The sequence below is a fragment of the Agromyces bracchium genome (assembly GCF_009709675.1).
Lineage (GTDB): Bacteria > Actinomycetota > Actinomycetes > Actinomycetales > Microbacteriaceae > Agromyces > Agromyces bracchium.
Window position 1 is genome coordinate 239755 of the sequence record NZ_WMLB01000025.1, and the last position, 17694, is coordinate 257448.

Annotated in this window: 16 protein-coding genes; 7 read left to right on the forward strand and 9 right to left on the reverse strand. The window is 73.4% G+C overall.

From position 1 onward, the window contains the following. Positions 1 to 48: 48 nt before the first annotated feature. From dprA to GJ743_RS12560, 8 genes are all read right to left on the reverse strand, one after another. Complete coding sequence (gene dprA / locus GJ743_RS12525; RefSeq protein ID WP_155052212.1) at positions 49 to 1338, reverse strand: DNA-processing protein DprA; 1290 nt, start codon at positions 1336 to 1338, stop codon at positions 49 to 51. Beyond that, a complete protein-coding gene (locus GJ743_RS12530; RefSeq protein ID WP_155052213.1) occupies positions 1335 to 2915 on the reverse strand; it encodes a YifB family Mg chelatase-like AAA ATPase in 1581 nt (526 codons plus the stop codon). The genes dprA and GJ743_RS12530 overlap by 4 nt, the downstream gene beginning before the upstream one ends. Continuing rightward, positions 2915 to 3271, reverse strand: coding sequence for a YraN family protein (locus GJ743_RS12535; RefSeq protein WP_155052214.1), 357 nt, complete (start codon positions 3269 to 3271; stop codon positions 2915 to 2917). The genes GJ743_RS12530 and GJ743_RS12535 overlap by 1 nt, the downstream gene beginning before the upstream one ends. Before the next feature lie 102 nt (positions 3272 to 3373). After that, entirely contained in the window at positions 3374 to 3697 is a 324-nt protein-coding gene (locus GJ743_RS12540) for a DUF2469 family protein (protein ID WP_155052215.1), read from the reverse strand. A 6-nt stretch (positions 3698 to 3703) separates the two neighbouring features. Continuing rightward, entirely contained in the window at positions 3704 to 4390 is a 687-nt protein-coding gene (locus GJ743_RS12545) for a ribonuclease HII (RefSeq protein WP_328289148.1), read from the reverse strand. A 1-nt stretch (position 4391) separates the two neighbouring features. Further along, on the reverse strand, positions 4392 to 5138 hold the full coding sequence (gene lepB, locus GJ743_RS12550) for a signal peptidase I (protein WP_155052217.1): 747 nt from the start codon (positions 5136 to 5138) through the stop codon (positions 4392 to 4394). Between the two features lie 79 nt (positions 5139 to 5217). Then, entirely contained in the window at positions 5218 to 5565 is a 348-nt protein-coding gene (gene rplS / locus GJ743_RS12555) for a 50S ribosomal protein L19 (RefSeq protein WP_155052218.1), read from the reverse strand. A 211-nt stretch (positions 5566 to 5776) separates the two neighbouring features. Beyond that, positions 5777 to 6298 carry a hypothetical protein gene (locus GJ743_RS12560; protein WP_155052219.1) on the reverse strand — a complete coding sequence of 174 codons (522 nt, stop codon included), beginning with the start codon at positions 6296 to 6298 and terminating at the stop codon, positions 5777 to 5779. Positions 6299 to 6384: 86 nt separating this feature from the next. On the opposite strand from GJ743_RS12560, the gene map reads away from it, so the two are divergent. Continuing rightward, positions 6385 to 7152: a type I methionyl aminopeptidase gene (gene map / locus GJ743_RS12565; protein WP_328289166.1), complete on the forward strand. Its 768-nt coding sequence runs from the start codon at positions 6385 to 6387 to the stop codon at positions 7150 to 7152. 15 nt (positions 7153 to 7167) lie between these two features. Here the strand turns inward: map and nirD are convergent, their stop codons facing one another. Continuing rightward, positions 7168 to 7518, reverse strand: a complete 351-nt coding sequence (gene nirD, locus GJ743_RS12570; RefSeq protein ID WP_155052221.1) for a nitrite reductase small subunit NirD — start codon at positions 7516 to 7518, stop codon at positions 7168 to 7170. A gap of 202 nt (positions 7519 to 7720) precedes the next feature. Between nirD and nirB the strand changes: the two genes are divergently transcribed. The 6 genes from nirB to GJ743_RS12600 all read left to right on the forward strand — a co-directional run bounded on the left by nirB (position 7721) and on the right by GJ743_RS12600 (position 17627). After that, a complete protein-coding gene (nirB, locus tag GJ743_RS12575) occupies positions 7721 to 10348 on the forward strand; it encodes a nitrite reductase large subunit NirB (RefSeq protein WP_155052222.1) in 2628 nt (875 codons plus the stop codon). Further along, positions 10345 to 11121 (forward strand): uroporphyrinogen-III C-methyltransferase, encoded by a 777-nt coding sequence (gene cobA, locus GJ743_RS12580; protein ID WP_328289149.1) that lies wholly within the window; start codon positions 10345 to 10347, stop codon positions 11119 to 11121. Before nirB ends, cobA begins: the two co-directional genes overlap by 4 nt. Continuing rightward, positions 11118 to 12248, forward strand: coding sequence for a uroporphyrinogen-III synthase (locus GJ743_RS12585; protein ID WP_155052223.1), 1131 nt, complete (start codon positions 11118 to 11120; stop codon positions 12246 to 12248). Before cobA ends, GJ743_RS12585 begins: the two co-directional genes overlap by 4 nt. A gap of 139 nt (positions 12249 to 12387) precedes the next feature. Next, entirely contained in the window at positions 12388 to 13809 is a 1422-nt protein-coding gene (locus GJ743_RS12590; protein WP_155052224.1) for an MFS transporter, read from the forward strand. Between the two features lie 78 nt (positions 13810 to 13887). Continuing rightward, a complete protein-coding gene (locus GJ743_RS12595; protein ID WP_155052225.1) occupies positions 13888 to 16014 on the forward strand; it encodes a molybdopterin oxidoreductase family protein in 2127 nt (708 codons plus the stop codon). Further along, positions 16011 to 17627: an NAD(P)/FAD-dependent oxidoreductase gene (locus GJ743_RS12600; protein WP_155052226.1), complete on the forward strand. Its 1617-nt coding sequence runs from the start codon at positions 16011 to 16013 to the stop codon at positions 17625 to 17627. Before GJ743_RS12595 ends, GJ743_RS12600 begins: the two co-directional genes overlap by 4 nt. Positions 17628 to 17694: the final 67 nt, after the last annotated feature.

The window sequence follows — 17694 nt, forward strand, 5'->3', positions numbered from 1 at the left end:
GTACCTCCGCGGCCAGCCTAGAACCACGAGCCCCGTCGCACCGAGGCCTCATCCGGGGGGTCGTCGAACCCAGCCCTCCCCGGACCGGGCTGCGAGGCCCGTGGCGTCCAGCGCGCCGAGTGCGCCCATGACCGCGCCCGGGGTCAGGCCCGTGTCACGGACGAGCTCGCCGATGGCACGTGCTCGGCGGGTCCCGAGTGCGTCGAGCACGCGCCGCTCGGCCGAGGTGAGCACCTCGAGCGCGCGCGGCAGCGCCGCCTCGGCCGCGCCGCCGCTGCCGTCGTCTTCGCCGCCGACGCTCGCGCCTGCGGCGACGGACGCGACGAGTTCGGCCATCTGCGCGGCATTCGTCACGCACACGGCGTCGAACTCGCGCAACAGCCGGTGACACCCGGCGGAGGCGGGGCTCGTGACCGGGCCGGGCACCGCCCCGAGCGGGCGCCCGAGCGCCGCCGCGTGACCCGCCGTGTTGAGCGAACCCGAGCGCATCCCCGCCTCGAGCACGACGGTCGCGTGGGAGGAGGCGGCGATCAACCGGTTGCGCTGCAGGAAGCGCCAGCGCGTTGGCGCGGCTCCGCATGCGAGTTCGGAGACGACCACACCCGTCTCGACGATCCGGCCGAGGAGCGTCTCGTGCCCGGCGGGATAGAAGCGGTCGACGCCGCCGGCGAGGAACGCCACCGTCGTTCCGGCCGCCGCGAGCGCCGCCCGGTGCGCGGTGCCGTCGATCCCGTACGCGCCGCCGGAGACGACGGCGAGCCCGCGATCGACGAGGCCGGCAGCCGCCTCGACGGCGACATGCTCGCCGTACCCCGTTGCGGCCCGGGCGCCCACGAGGGCGAGGGAGGGCCGCTCGGTGAGCGCGGAGGGTCGACCGCGCACCCACAGCGCGAGAGGCGCGTGCGCCCTGAGATCGTCGACTCCGGCCGGCCAGTCGGCGTCACCCGGAAGAAGCAGCCGTGCGCCGACGCGCGCCGCCTGCGCGATCGAGCGCGCGAACGCGTCCTCGTCGAGTCGCGGCCTCCAGCGTGCGAGCCCGGCGGCGACCTCGCGCGCGCTCGGCGCATCTGACGGGCCGAGGCCGTCGGCGGCCTGCGCAGCGATGACGGTCCCCGACCGACCCTCCAGCAGCGCGTTCGCCGCACCGCCGACGCCGAGCGCACCGACGAGCCGGCCGAGCACGCCGTCGCCGGGCTCGGAGACGAAGCCGAGCAGCGCCGTGGCGACCGACTCGACGGGAGCGCTCGACGCGGAATCCTCGGTCGCCGCGGCCGGCCTGACCGTGGCGAGCGCGTCACCCAGGCGATGTGCGAGTTCGCTCAGGGTGCCGGCGCTCATGCCGCCGCGCCCATGCGCATCGCGAGCGCCCGACCGACGTGCTCGCCGGTCGGCCGTTCGACACCGTCGAGGTCGGCGATCGTCCACGCGACCTTCAGCACGCGGTCGTAGCCGCGCATCGTGACGCCGCCCCGCTCCAACGAGAGGTCGAGTGCGCGTGTCGCGGTCGAGCCGGGATGCAGGCCGCCCTCGCCGCGCAGCCACGGTCCCGGCATCTCGGCGTTGGTGCGCCACGGGGTGCCGGCGAGGCGCCGAGCGGCCGCGGCACGGGCACGCACGACCTTCTCGCGCGCTTCGCGCGAGGTCACCGGCGGGCTCGCGCCGGGGTCGCGGACGCGATCGCGATCCATCATCAGCTTCGTCGGGGTGACGCGGTGGACCCACAACCGCAGGTCGACCCGATCCAGCAGCGGTCCGGAGATGCGCGCGAAGTAGCGGCGCTTGGTGGCCGGCGGACAGGCGCACCCCTCGTCGGGCGAGTCGCCGCCCCCGCACGGGCACGGGTTGGCCGCGAGGACGAGCTGGAACCGCGCGGGGAAAGTCGCGACCGAGTTCGCCCGGTGGATGCTGATCCGGCCCGACTCGAGCGGCTGGCGGAGCGCGTCGAGCACCCTGGCGGGGAACTCGGGAGCCTCGTCGAGGAAGAGGACGCCGTGCGACGCGCGGGCCGCGGCTCCCGGGCGGATGACCCGGCTCCCGCCGCCGACCATTGCCGCGGAACTCGCAGTGTGATGCGGTGACTCGAAGGGCGGTCGCACCGACAGCGTCTCGCCGACGGGGTGCCCGGCGAGCGAGCGCAGCGAGGCCACCTCGAGCGCTGCCTCGGCCGAGAGATCGGGCAGGATGCCGGGCAGTCGCGACGCGAGCATGGTCTTGCCCGCGCCAGGCGGGCCCGTGAGGAGCAGGTGGTGACCGCCGGCCGCCGCGACGAGCAGGGCCTCGATCGGCTCCTCGCCGCCGATGACGTCGGCGAGGTCGCCCTCGGGCACCGGTGCGGCGACCGCCGTGATGGCGGCGTCGTGCGGTTCGACCGCTGCTCCGAGCCGGACCGGCTCGGGCCCGGGGCGCCCGCCGTGCCGCACGACCGCCTCTCGGAGCGTCGCCACGGCGACGATCTCGACACCGGGCACGAGTCGCGCCTCTGCCGCGTTCGCCACTGGCACCATGACCCGCTCGTGGCCGGCTCGCACCGCGGCGTGCACGGCGGGGAGGATGCCGTGCGTCGGGCGCAGGCGACCGTCGAGTCCGAGTTCGCCGAGGTGCACGAACCGGGACACGGACTGCGCGTCGACCGTGCCGGCCGCAGCCAGGCAGGACATCGCGATCGCGAGGTCGAAGGCCGAGCCGTGCTTGGGCAGTGCGGCGGGCGAGAGGTTGACCGTGAGGCGACGTGCCGGCAGGGCGCAGCCTGCGTTCGTGGCGGCGGAGCGCACGCGCTCGCGGGCCTCGCCGAGCGCGGTGTCGGGCAGCCCGATGATGACGAAGGCCGGGAGCTGGCTGGAGAGGTCGGCCTCGACCTCGACGACCGATCCCGCGAGTCCGACGAGCGCGATGGCCCGGGTCCGTGCGACGGGCATCAGGCGATCCCCTCGAGGTGCTCGACGACGGCGGGCGCCTCGGCGGGCGCGTGCACCGCGACGGCGTCGATGCGGATCTGCGCGGTCGGGTGGTCGTGCTCCTCGCACCAGGCGAGCGCGAGTCGGCGCAGTCGCGCCAGCTTCTGCGCCGTGATCGCCTCGAACGGGTGACCGAACGCCGGTCCGGTGCGGGTCTTCACCTCGACGAAGACGGTGCAGTCGCCGTCGCGCAGCACGAGGTCGACCTCGCCGTGCGGGCAGCGCCAGTTGCGGTCGACGACGCGCATGCCGCGCGCCTCGAGGTGCTCGGCCGCGACCAGTTCGCCGCGTCGACCGAGTTCGATGTTGTGGGCCATGGCCCCAGCGTCGCGGCCCTGCGCGGACCCGTCGGCAGCCCGCTGCCGACCCGTGACCGGAGCCGCCGATTCCACGTCGGTGGAGGACGGCTCGCCGAGCCGCTACTCCTCGAGCGCGAGGTCCTTCGGCAGCTCGAACTCGCGCGTCGCGAGCTCCTCGACGTTGACGTCCTTGAAGGTCAGCACGCGCACCGACTTCACGAAGCGGTCGGCGCGGTAGACGTCCCAGACCCAGACGTCCTTCATCGAGAGCTCGAAGTAGAAATCGTGCTCGGTGTCGCGGCGCACCAGTTCGACCTCGTTCGCGAGGTAGAAGCGCCGCTCGGTCTCGACCACGTACTTGAACTGCGAGACGATGTCGCGGTACTCGCGGTACAGCGCGAGCTCCACTTCACGGTCGTAGTCGTCGAACTCGTCCTCATCCATCGTGGATCATCCTACTTCGAGGTCGAACAGCGACGGTGCCGGTTCGGGCGACCGGTCGTGCAGCCACGTTCGCCGGTGCAGCGCGCTCGGCCCGTGCTCGGCGATCGCGGCGAAGTGCGCGGCGCTCGAGTAGCCCTTGTTCTCGTGCCAGTGGTAGAGCGGCGTCTCGTCGTGCGCCCGTCGCATGCCGCGGTCGCGGTGCACCTTGGCGATGACGGATGCCGCGGACACCGACGCGCAGTCGCGGTCGGCCTTGATGCGCGTGATGACCTGCGCCCGGTGCTCGATGGACTGGCTGAGCCAGTCGTAGTTGCCGTCGAGCACCAGCGGTGCGCCGGCGACGAGCGCGCGATCGACGCCGAGGGCGGCGAACGCCCGGGCGCCCGCGAGGCCGAGGCACGCCATGATGCCGAGGCGATCGATCTCGTCGGCGCTGGCCTCGCCGACCGCCGACGCGAGGACCCACGACGCCGCACGCGGAGCGAGCAGTTCTCGCTTCGGTTCGGGGAGGAGCTTCGAGTCGCGCAGGCCCGCCGGCATCCGCTTCACGGTCGCGTCGATGACGACGATGCCGACCGTCACCGGCCCCGCGAGCGCCCCGCGACCGACCTCGTCGCACGCGAGCACCACGGGTGCCCCTCCGGCCAGCAGGTCGCGCTCGAACCGCAGCGTCGGCACCCCGGCGGGCGGCACGTCAGCCAGCCGCCTCGTCGACGCCCGCGAACACCTCGGGGTAGTTGTCGAGCCAGGCCCAGTTCGAGATGGGCCAGCTCACGACCACGGCGCGGCCGACGACGTTCTCGATCGGCACGAAGCCCTCGAGCGGCGTCTCGGTGTTGTAGCGGGAGTCCTTGGAGTTGTACCGGTTGTCGCCCATGACCCAGAGCGAGTCGTCGGGCACCGTGACATCGAAGTCGTCGCGCGAGACCTTCGTCTCGCCGGGCGGAAGCGCGACGTACGGCTCGTCGAGCGGCACGCCGTTGACCGTCATCTGGCCGAGCGCGTTGCAGCACGCGACCTGGTCGCCGGGCAGGCCGACGACGCGCTTGACGAGGTGGTCGTTCGAGTCGGGCGCCGACAGGCCGACGAACGCGAGGAACCCGTCGACGACCGCCACGAGCGGCGGGCGCGCCTCGTCGGCGCGCGCGGGCAGCCATCCGCCCGGGTCCTTGAACACGACGACGTCGCCGTGCTCGATCGGCGTGACCTCGGGCACGAGTTGGTTGACGATGATGCGGTCGTCCTGCATCAGCGTCTCCTCCATCGACTGCGACGGGATGAAGAACGACCGGATCAGGAACGTCTTGATGAGGAACGAGACGAGCACGGCGACCAGGAAGATCACCACCAGGTCGCGGAGGAACAGCAGGGTGCTCCGGCGGCGCGACGACGCCCCGGAGGTGGCGCGTTCGTCGCGCTCAGTACGTGTGTCTTCAGTCATGAAACGGCTCGAGCTCCCCGCCCCAGTCTAGGGGTGAGGAGCTCGAGCGGATGACGCGTTCGGAACGGCGCGCGGCCGATCAGTTCTCGCGCTTCTCCTTGATCTTCGCCTTCTTGCCGCGGAGCTCGCGCAGGTAGTAGAGCTTGGCGCGACGGACGTCACCGCGGGTGACGACCTCGATGTGGTCGATCACCGGCGAGTGGACCGGGAACTTGCGCTCGACGCCCACCTGGAAGCTGATCTTCCGGACGGTGAAGGTCTCGCGCACGCCCTCGCCCGAGCGGCCGATGACGACGCCCTGGAAGACCTGGATGCGCGAGCGGGTGCCTTCGATGATGTTGACGTGCACCTTGACGGTGTCGCCCGGGCGGAAGTCCGGGATGTCCGAGCGGAGGCTCGCGGCGTCGACGTGGTCGAGGATGTGCATGATGGTTCGCTCTCTGCGCCCGCCACCGGTCGAACGCGGATCTGATTGGAAGAAGAGTTCGGCGCCGTTCGCGCGATCACTCGCGACGTGCGGGCTCCCCGGAGGCAGAGCCATGCGACGGCACAAACAACCATTCTGCCAGATCGGGTCGCTCCCGGCCAAAAGCGGTGAACGGATGCCTCGCTGCGGCGCCGCGCGGAACGCGGGAGGGTCAGCCCTGCCGCTCCTCCCAGTGCCGCTCCTCGCGGATCACGATGACCTCGCCGGCGTCGTCGGCCGGCGCGCGTCGGGCGTCGCCGCCGACGCCCTGCGGCGAGGAGCCCTCGGCGACCAGTCGCTCGTATTCGTCCATCGTCGCGCGGACGCGCCGCGCGCCGTCGCGGAGGAGCCGCCAGACCGCGTACCAGAACGCGGCGATGCCGCCGACCATGGCGAGGACGGCGAAGGTGATGCCGGTCGGGCCGTAGAACCCCGCGGCGATGATGAGCAGGTGCCAGGCGCCGAGCACTGCGACATCCGACCAGGCCACTGCACGGTCGCGACGCACGTCGGGCCGCGCGGCCACGAGCAGGGCGACGACGCCGAGCATGACGAACGCGACGGGAGTGGCGAACATCAGGCCGAGCACGCCCCAGCCGCTCGAGCCGAAGATCGCGTAGCCGATGAGCAGCCACACCGGGAGCACGATCGCGGCGGCGAACTGCCACCGGTGGAACCCGCGTCGGATGAGCATGCGCCCAGCGTACTTCCGGTGACTGGGGGACGGCCGGGTGTTCACTCAGGGCGGAGCCGCCAGAATGGGATGCGGAGAGGATGAGCGTGATCGAACTGAGGACCCCCGCCGAGATCGAGGAGATGCGTCCCGCGGGCCGCTTCGTCGCCAGCGTGCTGGAGGCGACGTCGAAGGCCGCGGCCGTCGGCGTGAACCTGCTGGAGCTCGACGCGCTCGCGCACGAGATGATCCGGAAGGCCGGCGCCGAGAGCTGCTACATCGACTACCACCCGTCGTTCGGCGCGAGCCCGTTCGGCAAGGTGATCTGCACGTCGGTGAACGACGCCGTCCTGCACGGCCTCCCCCACGACTACCGGCTGAAGGACGGCGACCTGCTGAGCCTCGACTTCGCCGCGTCGGTCGACGGCTGGGTCGCCGACTCGGCCGTCTCGATCGTCGTCGGCACGCCGCGCGAGGAGGACCTCCGCCTCATCGACACGACGCAGCGCGCGCTCGACGCCGGCATCGCCGCCGCCCGCGCGGGCAACCGCATCGGCGACATCTCGCGCGCCATCGCCGACGTCGCCAAGGCCGAGGGCCTCTCGATCAACACCGACTTCGGCGGGCACGGCGTGGGCCGCACCATGCATGGCGACCCGCACATCCCGAACAACGGGCGCCCGGGTCGCGGGCTGCCGCTGAAGCCCGGACTCGTCGTGGCGATCGAGCCGTGGTTCCTGCACCGGACCGACCGGATCTTCACCGACCCCGACGGCTGGACCCTGCGGAGCGTCGACGGCTCGCGCGGTGCGCACTCCGAGCATACGGTCGCGATCACCGACGGCGACCCGATCGTGCTCACGCAGCGCGGCTGACGGCTCCCCGCACTCTCAGTCGTCGAACTCCACCTGGATCATCCCGCCGACGACCCGCGTGCGGTAGGTGCGGAGCCCCAGCGACGGATCGGTGAAGCACTCCCCCGTGCCGAGGTCGTAGACCTCCTTGTGCAGCGGTGAGGCGATCGTCGGCCGGTCGCCGCGCGAGCCCACGATGCCGCGCGCCATGACCGGCGCGCCCGTGTGCGGGTCGTGGTGGTCGACTGCGTACACCTCGTCGCCGTCGACCCGCACGAGTGCGACCATCCGGGCGCCGACGAGTGCGACCTCGCCCCACCCGGGTTCGAGGTCGGCGACCCCGCAGGCGGGGACCCAGTCGGTCGTGAGTTCGATGGTCGACGTCATGTGCGGCTTCCTCTCCTCGGTGACGGCGACGCTACGGGCCGCATGTTTCACCGGTCGCGCCGGCGGTGTTTCGCACGGGTGAAACCCCCCTCACACGACGCACGGCGTCATGCAAGGTCTCCGAGCAGTTGTGTTACGGCCCCGAAACAGGAGCGAAACCGCGTCGCCGTACGCTCGCCGGCAACCCAGGACCGGAGGAGCCATGAACGACACCGAGATCGACGCCGTCGCCCCGCGCGACGTCCTCGTCGTCGGCGGCGGGCCCGCCGCCCACCGACTGGCCGACAGCCTGCACGCCCGCGACGGCGGCCGCACGCTCCGCGTGACCGTCGTCGCCGACGAGGTGCACGCGCCGTACGACCGCGTCGCGCTGAGCACCCGGCTCGCCGACACCGCGGCCGACCTCGCCCTGCCCCCGACGCCCTGGACCGTCGGCTCGGTGCGCCTGCTCACGGGCGAGCGCGTGACCGACGTGGATGCCGCGGCCGGCGTCGCGACGACGGCGAACGGCCTGGAGCTCCGCTTCGACGAGCTCGTGCTCGCGACCGGCTCGAGCGCACCCGTGCCGGCGATCCCGGGCAGCGAGCACATCCGCGTGTACCGCACGATCGACGACGTCGACGCGCTCGTCGCGGAGACGCAGGGCCTCGCCGAGCGCCTCGGCCGCACCCCGCGCGTGGTCGTGGCCGGTGGGGGCCTGCTCGGCCTCGAGGCCGCGGGCGGCCTCGCGAAGCTCGGCGCGCACGCCGCGATCGTGCATTCCGGCTCCTGGCTGATGTCGGCGCAGCTCGACGAGGGCGCGGGCCGCGCCCTCGGGCGCATCATCGCCGGCCAGGGCATCGACCTGCACCTCGGGGTCCGCCCCGCGAAGGTGCTCACCGGCAGCGGCGGCGTCGTGGGGGTGGAGCTCACCGACGACCGCCGCGTCGACGCCGATCTCGTCGTGTTCGCGATCGGGATCACGCCACGCGACGAGCTGGCTCGGGCGATGGGGCTCGAGCTCGGACCGCGCGGCGGCGTCGCGATCGACACGGGCTGCGCGGCATCCGTCCCGCACGTCTGGGCGATCGGCGAGGTCGCGAGCTTCGAGGGCCGCTGCACCGGCCTCGTCGCCCCCGCGAACGCGATGGCCGAGGTCGTCGCCGACCGCCTGCTGGGCGGCGCGGCCGAGTTCACCACGGTCGACGACGCGACGAAGCTGAAGCTCGCGGGCGTCGACGTCGCGAGCTTCGGCGACGCGCTCGCGCGCACCGACCAGGCCCTCGAGATCGTGTACGCCGACCCGGCACGCGGCATGTACCAGAAGCTCGTCATGACGGATGACGCGAAGACCCTGCTCGGCGGGATCTTCGTGGGCGACGCCTCGCCGTACGCCTCGCTCCGGCCGCTCCTCGGCACCGAGCTGTCGGGCGAGCCGGCCGCGTACCTGTCGGCGTCGGGCATGGAGGCGCCCGCGGGCGACGAGCTCCCGGCATCCGCCCTCGTCTGCGCCTGCAACAACGTCGCCGCCGGCACGATCCGCGACGCGGTGAACGGCCCGCACGCGGAGCACCAGGAGGGGTGCGCCGAGCTCGGACCGCTCAAGGCCTGCACCCGCGCGGGCACCCAGTGCGGCTCGTGCGTGCCGCTCGTGAAGAAGCTGCTCGAGGCCGAGCTGAAGAAGTCGGGGCAGGCCGTCTCGCGCGCGCTGTGCGAGCACTTCCCGATCTCGCGGCAGGAGATCTTCGAGTCCGTCCGGGTGCTCGAGCTCGGATCGTTCGAGGAGATCATCGGCCGGCTCGGCACCGGGCGCGGCTGCGACGTGTGCAAGCCCGTCGTCGCGTCGGTGCTCGCCGCCCAGCACGGCTCGTACATCCTCGACGGCGGCCGCGGCGGCCTGCAGGACACGAACGACCGGGCGATGGCGAACATGCAGAAGGACGGCACGTACTCGGTCGTGCCGCGCATCCCGGCCGGCGAGATCACGCCGCAGAAGCTCGCCGTGATCGCGCAGGTCGCCACCGACTTCGGGCTCTACACGAAGATCACGGGCGGCCAGCGGATCGACCTGTTCGGCGCCCGGCTCGACCAGCTCCCCGACATCTGGAAGCAGCTCATCGACGCCGGGTTCGAATCGGGGCAGGCGTACGGCAAGGCGCTGCGGAACGTGAAGAGCTGCGTCGGGTCGACCTGGTGCCGATACGGGGTGCAGGACTCGGTCGCGATGGCGATCCGCCTCGAGCTCCGATACCGGGGGCTGAGGTCGCCGCACAAGCTGAAGTTCGGGGTCTCGGGCTGCGCGCGCGAGTGCGCCGAGGCGCGCGGCAAGGACGTCGGCGTGATCGCCACCGACCAAGGTTGGAACCTCTACGTCGGCGGCAACGGCGGCTTCCAGCCGACGCACGCGCAGCTGCTCGCGAGCGACCTCGACGACGAGACGCTCATCCGGTACATCGACCGCTACATGATGTACTACATCCGCACCGCCGACCGGCTGCAGCGCACCGCCCGGTGGATCGAGGACATCGAGGGCGGCCTCGACCACGTGCGCGACGTCGTCGTCCACGACTCGCTGGGCCTCGCCGACGAGCTCGAGGCGGCGATGGCGACGCACGTCGACACGTACGAGGACGAGTGGGCGGCCACCCTCGCCGACCCCGAGCGGCTGCGCCGCTTCCGGCCCTTCGTGAACGCCCCCGACCCCGACGACCCCGACGCCGCGGCGGTCTCGGCGCTCGCGCGCGTCGAGGAGCGCGGCCAGCTCCGTCCGGCCCGGCCCGACGAGATCGCCCGCGGCGAGGCGGTCCTCGTCGCCGGCCCCACGATCCCGGTCCGGGGGGCCGACGCGTGACCGGGCGCGTGACCCTCGTGGGCGGCGGGCCCGGGCGGGAGGAACTGCTCACCGTGGCAGCCGTCCGGGCACTCGGCTCGGCGGACGTCGTGCTGTACGACCGGCTCGCACCGCACGCGCGCCTGGCCGAGCTCGCTCCCGACGCCGAGCTCGTCGACGTCGGCAAGCAGCCCGGCCACCACGCGCTGCCGCAGGAGGAGATCGAGGCGCTCCTCGTCGCGCACGCGCTCGCGGGCCGGAACGTCGTGCGCCTGAAGGGCGGCGACCCGTACGTGTTCGGACGCGGCGGCGAGGAGGTGCTCGCGTGCCACCGGGCCGGCGTGCCGGTCGAGGTCCTCCCGGGCGTGACGAGCGCGGTCGCGGTGCCCGGCGCTGCCGGCATCCCCCTCACGCACCGCGGCATCAGCCGCCTCTTCACGGTCGTCTCCGGGCACGCGCCCCTCAGCGACGACGAGCTCCGGCACCTCGCCGGCCTCGGCGGCACGATCGTCGTGCTCATGGGCGTGGGAACGTTGCCGCAGCTCGCCGCAGGCCTCGCGCGCCACGGCATGGCCGGCTCGATGCCGGTCGCGATCATCGAGCGCGGGTTCCGCTGCGACCAGCGCACGACGGTCGCCGACCTCTCGGGCATCGTGTCCGCGGCCGGACTCGCCGGCGTGAGCTCGCCCGCGGTGATCGTCGTCGGCGAGGTGGTCCGCCTCGCGCACGACGGCGACCGCACCGCGGCCGAGCTGATGGAGCGCGCGGCCGGCTTCGCGGCGGTGGGCACATGACCGACCAGGTCGAGGCGACGATCGGGTTCCGGCCCGACCAGCTCGAGGGGTTCCGGATCGGCGTGACGAGCGACCGCCGTTCCGCGGACCTCATCGACGCGTTCGTGCGCCGCGGCGCCCAGGTCGTGCACGCGCCGACCATCCGCATGGCGAACGCGAGCTCCGACGAACCCGTGATCGCCGACACGCGCGCGATCATCGAGGCCCGCCCCGACGTGCTGCTCGCGACGACCGCGTACGGTGTGCGCCGCTGGTTCGAGGTGGCGGATGCCGCGGGGCTCGGCGACGAGCTCCTGTGCGCGCTCGGGCGCACGGCCATCCTGGTCCGCGGCCCCAAGGCGCGCGGCGGCATCCGCGCGGCCGGGCTCGACGACGTCGGCATGAGCGCCGAGGAGACGACCGAGTCGCTGATCGACGAGGTGCTCGCGACGCACCCGGCGGGCCTCACCGTCGCGGTGCAGCTGCACGGCTACCTGCCGCCGGAGGCCCTCGACCGCCTCCGCGACGCGCACGATCGCGTCCTCACCGTGGAGCCGTACCGCTGGATCGACCCCGATCTCACGGACGAGCGCGTGGACCGCCTGATCGAGGCCGCCTGCACGGGCGGCCTCGATTGCATCACGTTCACGAGCGCGCCCGCCGTGCACGCGCTCCTCATGGCCGCCGAGGCCCGGGGTCGCTACGACGACCTCGTCGACGCGATGCGCGGACCGGTGGTCGCCGCGACCGTCGGACCCGTGACCTCCGCCCCGCTCGTCGCGGCAGGGATCCACCCCCTCCAGCCCGACCGGTTCCGGATGGGCGCCATGATCCGGCAGGTGTGCGAGCACCTCGAGGACACGCGCGTCGTCCGGCTCGAGACGCAGCACGGCGCGCTCGCACTGCGCGGTTCGGTCGTCGAGGTGCGCGGACGCCGCGTGGCCCTGCCGCCCGTCGCGCTCTCGATCCTCCGGCCGCTCGTCCAGGCCCGGGGGTCGGTCGTCGCCCGCGACCGCCTCGCCGCGGGCATGCCGGGCACCGCCGACGAGCACGCGCTCGAGGTCGCGCTGAGCCGCCTGCGTCAGACCCTCGGCGTGCCCGGCCTCATCTCGACTGTGGTCAAGCGCGGCTACCGGATCGACGTCTGACCATGACCTCACATCGGCCGTCGGAGGAGGTGAGCAGGTGGGAACACGAAGTTCACCACCCGCGCCGGTCGGGGAAACACGGCGTGGATAGCGTCGCCTCACCAGCTCGACGAGAGCCCGACTTCCACCGGAGGCAACGATGACCGAGACCCTGTCCGCCCCCACGGCAGCGGCCCCCGCGGCCCCTGCCACGCACGCGCCGCCCGTCGGCGCGATCACCCGCCGCCCGGGCCGTTGGATCGACGGCTGGGACCCCGAGAACCACGTCCAGTGGGAGGGCGAGGGCCGGCGGATCGCCGCCCGCAACCTCCGCTGGTCGATCTTCGCCGAGTTCCTCGGCTTCGTCGTGTGGCAGCTCTGGTCGATCGTCGTGGTCGCGCTCCCGGCCGCCGGGTTCGCGTTCGACACGGGCCAGGTGTTCTGGCTCATCTCGATCCCCGCACTCGTGGGCGCGACGCTCCGCATCCCCTACACCTTCATGGTCCCCCGCTTCGGCGGCCGCAACTGGACGATCGTCTCGGCGGGCCTGCTGCTCATCCCGGCGATCAGTCTCGCGATCGCGGTTGCGAACCCCGAGACGCCCTTCGGCGTGATGCTCGCGATCGCGGCGCTCGCCGGCTTCGGCGGCGGCAACTTCGCCAGCTCCATGGCGAACATCACCTACTTCTACCCCCAGCGCGAGAAGGGCTGGGCGCTCGGCCTGAACGCCGCGGGCGGCAACCTCGGGGCGTCCGTCGCGCAGTTCGTGGTGCCGATCGCGATCACGATCGGCGCGGCCGTCACGCTGAACCTCCCGCTCGCGGGCTGGATCTGGGTGCCGTTCATCCTCATCGCGATGGTCGGTGCGGCGCTCCGCATGGACAACCTCTCGAACGCGAAGGCGGATGTCGCGGCCTCCCTCGCCGCGCTGAAGGAGCCGCACCTGTGGATCCTCGCCGTGCTCTACATCGGCACGTTCGGCTCGTTCATCGGGTTCGCGGGCGTCTTCCCGAAGCTCATCGCCGACCAGTTCCCCGACTTCTCCGCGTTCCACGTCGGCTCGGCGACCCTGTCGCTCGCGTTCATGGGTGCGCTCGTCGGCTCGCTCGCCCGCCCGTACGGCGGCCGTCTCGCCGACCGGTTCGGCGGCACGCAGATCACGATCGCCGCGTTCGCGGTGATGGCGCTCGGGGCACTCGCCGTGGTCTGGACGCTGCCGCTCGGCAACTTCTGGCTCTTCCTCGGCCTCTTCCTCGTGCTCTTCACGGCATCGGGCGTCGGCAACGGCTCGACCTACCGGATGATTCCGACGGTGTTCGCCCTCCGTGCGGGTGCGCAGAACGCGCACGAGTCGGCCGGCGACGTGAGCTCGCAGCGGAAGGCGGCCGCGGCGCTCGGCATCATCTCCTCCGTCGGCGCCTACGGCGGCTTCGTGATCCCGCAGCTGCTCGGCCTCTCGAAGACGACGTTCGGCGACTACACGACGGGCCTCAGCTGGTTCGTGTGGGCGTACGCCGTGATGCTCCTCATCACCGCGGGCGTCTACCTGACCCTCTCCAAGCGGTCCGGACACCGGATCTGACCCGGGCGGGCCGGGCGACCTCACCGCCCGGCCCGCTCGCCCCCACCCCCCCACCGACACGCACCCCAGGAGGACGAGATGGCAGCCGAGACCCACTGCCCCTACTGCGCCCTCCAGTGCGCGATGACCCTGACGCCGACGGATGCCGCGGCCGCGCCGGCCGTACAGGGCGCCGCCCCGGCGGCGCCCGTGACGGTCGCGGGTCGCGACTTCCCCACCAATCGCGGCGGGCTCTGCAAGAAGGGCTGGACCTCCGCGGAACTGCTGGCCGCACCTTCGCGGCTGACGTCGCCGCTCGTGCGCGACGCCGACGGGGTGCTGCGGGAGACCACGTGGGACGCGGCCCTCGACCTCGTGGCCGGGCGGCTCCGCGGCATCCGCTCGGAGCACGGCGCCGACGCCGTCGGCGTCTTCGGCGGCGGCGGGCTCACGAACGAGAAGGCGTACCTGCTCGGCAAGTTCGCCCGGCTCGCCCTCGGCACGAGCCGCATCGACTACAACGGCCGGTACTGCATGTCGTCGGCCGCAGCGGCGGGCAACCGCGCCTTCGGCATCGACCGGGGGCTGCCCTTCCCGCTGACCGACCTCGACGACTCCGAGACGATCCTCCTGCTCGGCACCAACGTCGCCGAGACCATGCCGCCGTTCATCGGCCACCTCACCGGGGCGCAGGCGGCGGGCGGGCTCGTCGTCGTCGACCCGAGACGCACGGCGACCGCGCGTCTCACCGACGACGGGCAGGGCCTGCACGTGCAGCCGGCGCCGGGCACCGACCTGATGCTGCTCCTCGGCCTCGCCCATGTCGTCATCGCCGAGCGGCTCGTCGACGACGCGTACGTCTCCGCTCGCACGACCGGGTTCGCCGCACTCCGGAGGAGCGTCGCGCAGTGGTGGCCCGAGCGCGTGCAGTCGGTCACGGGCGTGCCCGCCGCGACGATCCGGGCCATCGCCCGCCGCCTCGCGTCGGGCGGGCGGACGTACATCCTCACCGGGCGCGGCGTCGAGCAGCACGTCGACGGCACCGACACCGCGACCGCCGCGATCAACCTCGCGCTGCTGCTGGGCCTCCCCGGCCGCCCCGGAAGCGGCTACGGGACCCTCACCGGCCAGGGCAACGGCCAGGGCGGCCGCGAGCACGGGCAGAAGTGCGACCAGCTGCCCGGGTACCGCAAGATCACCGATCCGGCCGCGCGCGCCCACGTCGCCCGGGTCTGGGGCGTCGAGCCGTCCGAGATCCCCGGGCCCGGGCTGCCGGCGATCGAGCTCCTCGGCTCGCTCGGCCGGCCCGACGGCGTGCGGGCGCTGCTGGTGCACGGATCGAACCTCGTCGTCTCCTCCCCGAACGTCGCCGAGGTGCGACGCGGCATCGAGCGCCTCGACCTCCTCGTCGTGTGCGACTTCGTGCTCTCCGAGACGGCCGCGCTCGCCGACGTCGTGCTCCCCGTCCTGCAGTGGGCCGAGGAGGAGGGCACGATGACGAACCTCGAGGGACGAGTCATCCGTCGCCGCCCGGCGCTCGCACCGCCGCCCGGCGCACGCGACGAGCTCTGGCTCCTGCACGAGCTCGCGAGCCGGCTCGGCTCGACCGCGCGGTTCGACACCGACCCCGAGGCGGTCTTCGAGGAACTGCGCCTCGCCTCCGAGGGCGGCATCGCCGACTACTCGGGCATCGACTACGCGCTGCTCGACTCCGGCGCCGAGGCCTTCTGGCCGTTCCCGCGCGGCGGCGAGGGCAGCCCGCGACTCTTCGCGGAGCGGTTCCACCACGAGGACGGGCTCGCCCGCCTGGTCGCCGTCGCACCGCGAACCGGCGCCCGTCCGGCACCGTCGCCGGACGAGCTGACGCTCGTGACCGGGCGCCTCCTCGAGCACTACCAGAGCGGAGCGCAGACGCGCCGGGTGCCCGAACTGCTCGGCGCCCAGCCCGATGCACGCGCCGCCATCCACCCCGCCACCGCGGCTCGGCTCGGCATCGCCGACGACGAGCCCGTCGAGGTCGCGAACGAACGCGGCACGGTGCGCTGCCGCGCGCGGCTGACCACCGACATCCGCCCCGACGCGGTGTTCCTGCCGTTCCACTACGGCGACGAGCAGGCCGCGAACCTGCTCACCTCCGACGCGGTCGACCCGATCTCGTCGATGCCCGAGTTCAAGACCAACCTCGTGCGCGTGACGCGCCTCGTCGAAGCGGGAGCCGACTCATGAGCCCTCTCCGGATCGTCCTCATCGGCTACGGCCCCGTCGGCGCGCGTTTCGTCGAGGAACTGCTGCCCGCCGTGCGCGGCGGCGCGGTCGCGCTCACGGTCGTCGCGGGCGAACCGGTCGAGGCCTACAACCGCGTGCTCGTCGCCGAGTACGCCGTCGGCAACGCCGACCTCGACGCGATGCTCGTCGGCGACCGCGAGACCGCCGAGGCGGCCGGTGCCGCGATCCTCCTCGGCGTGCGGGCGACGCGGATCGACCGCGGCGCGCACCTGGTCCACCTCTCGACGGGCGAGGCGCTCCCCTACGACCGGCTCGTGCTCGCCACCGGCTCCCGCGCGAACGTGCCGACGCTCGACGGCGTCGAGCGCCCGCGGCGCGACCTCGCCGACCTCGAGCGCCACCCCGACCGGCTCGTCGCACGCGACGACGACCTGCCTGCGGGCGTCACCGCGCTTCGCGACCTCGACGACGCCGAACGCGTGCTCGCGGCCGTCCGCGGCCGACGCCGGATCGTCGTGCTCGGCGCGGGCGTGCTCGGTCTCGAACTCGCGCTCGCGGCCGCGCACGCGGGCGCCCAGGTGTGCGTCGTGCACCACGGGCCGCATCCGATGCCGCGCAACCTCGACCGCGGCGGCGGGCACGTGCTGCGCTCGGCGCTCCGTCGCACCGGCATCACGGTCATCGCGCACAGCCGCGCCGAGGCGATCGGTTTCCGCACCGACGCCGACGGCACGCGCCGCTTCGACATGCTCGTCACGGCCGACGGCAAGCAGGTGCGGGGCGACCTCCTCGTGCTCTCGTGCGGCGTGAGCCCGCGGAACGAGCTCGCCACGCTCGCCGGGCTCCGCACCGCGGTCGGCGTCGTCGTCGGCCCCGACCTCCGCAGCTGGAGCGACCCGGACGTGTTCGCCATCGGCGACTGCGCACAGGTCGTCGAGCGCACCGACGAGACCGCCGGCCGCCGGATCCTCCCCGGCGCCCCGTCCGGGCTCATCGGGCCGGGATGGCGCCAGGCGGAGCACCTCGCGGCCCGGTTCGCCGCCGAGGCTGCGGAACCCGCGATCGGATCGACCGTCGCGCCGCTCCCGCCCGAGCGCGACGCGATCGTCATGCTCAAGGCCGAGCACGTCGACGTCGTCGCGGTCGGCGACGTCTCCGCCGACCCGTGGGACGACGATGCGCTCTCGCCACGACGTCGGGTCGCGCAGTGGGCCGACCCCGAGCACCTGCGCTACGTGAAGATGGTCACCGAGGACGGGATCCTCACGGGCTTCGCGAGCGTCGGGATGCCGCGGACGGCGGCCGAACTGACGCTGCTCTTCGAGCGACGCGCCGAGCTGCCCGCCGACCGGTCGCTGCTGCTGCGCTTCGACGGGCCCGACGACGACCCGTCGGCGAACGCCGACGCGTTCGCGCCTGAGGCGACGGTCTGCTGGTGCAACGGCGTCACCGTCGGCCGCATCCACGAGTCGGCCGCGTGCGGCAACACGACCGTCGAGTGCGTCGGGCGCGACACGCGAGCCGGCACGGGCTGCGGCGGATGCCGCGGGCGCATCGCCGAGGTCCTGGCCCGCGCCGCCGAGGCCGATGGGGCGCCGAGCCTCACCGCCTGACCGGTCGCGCGGGCGCCCGGGGGCGGCATCCGCCCCGCCTGCCGTTGCGCGGTGCGGGCGGCGGCAT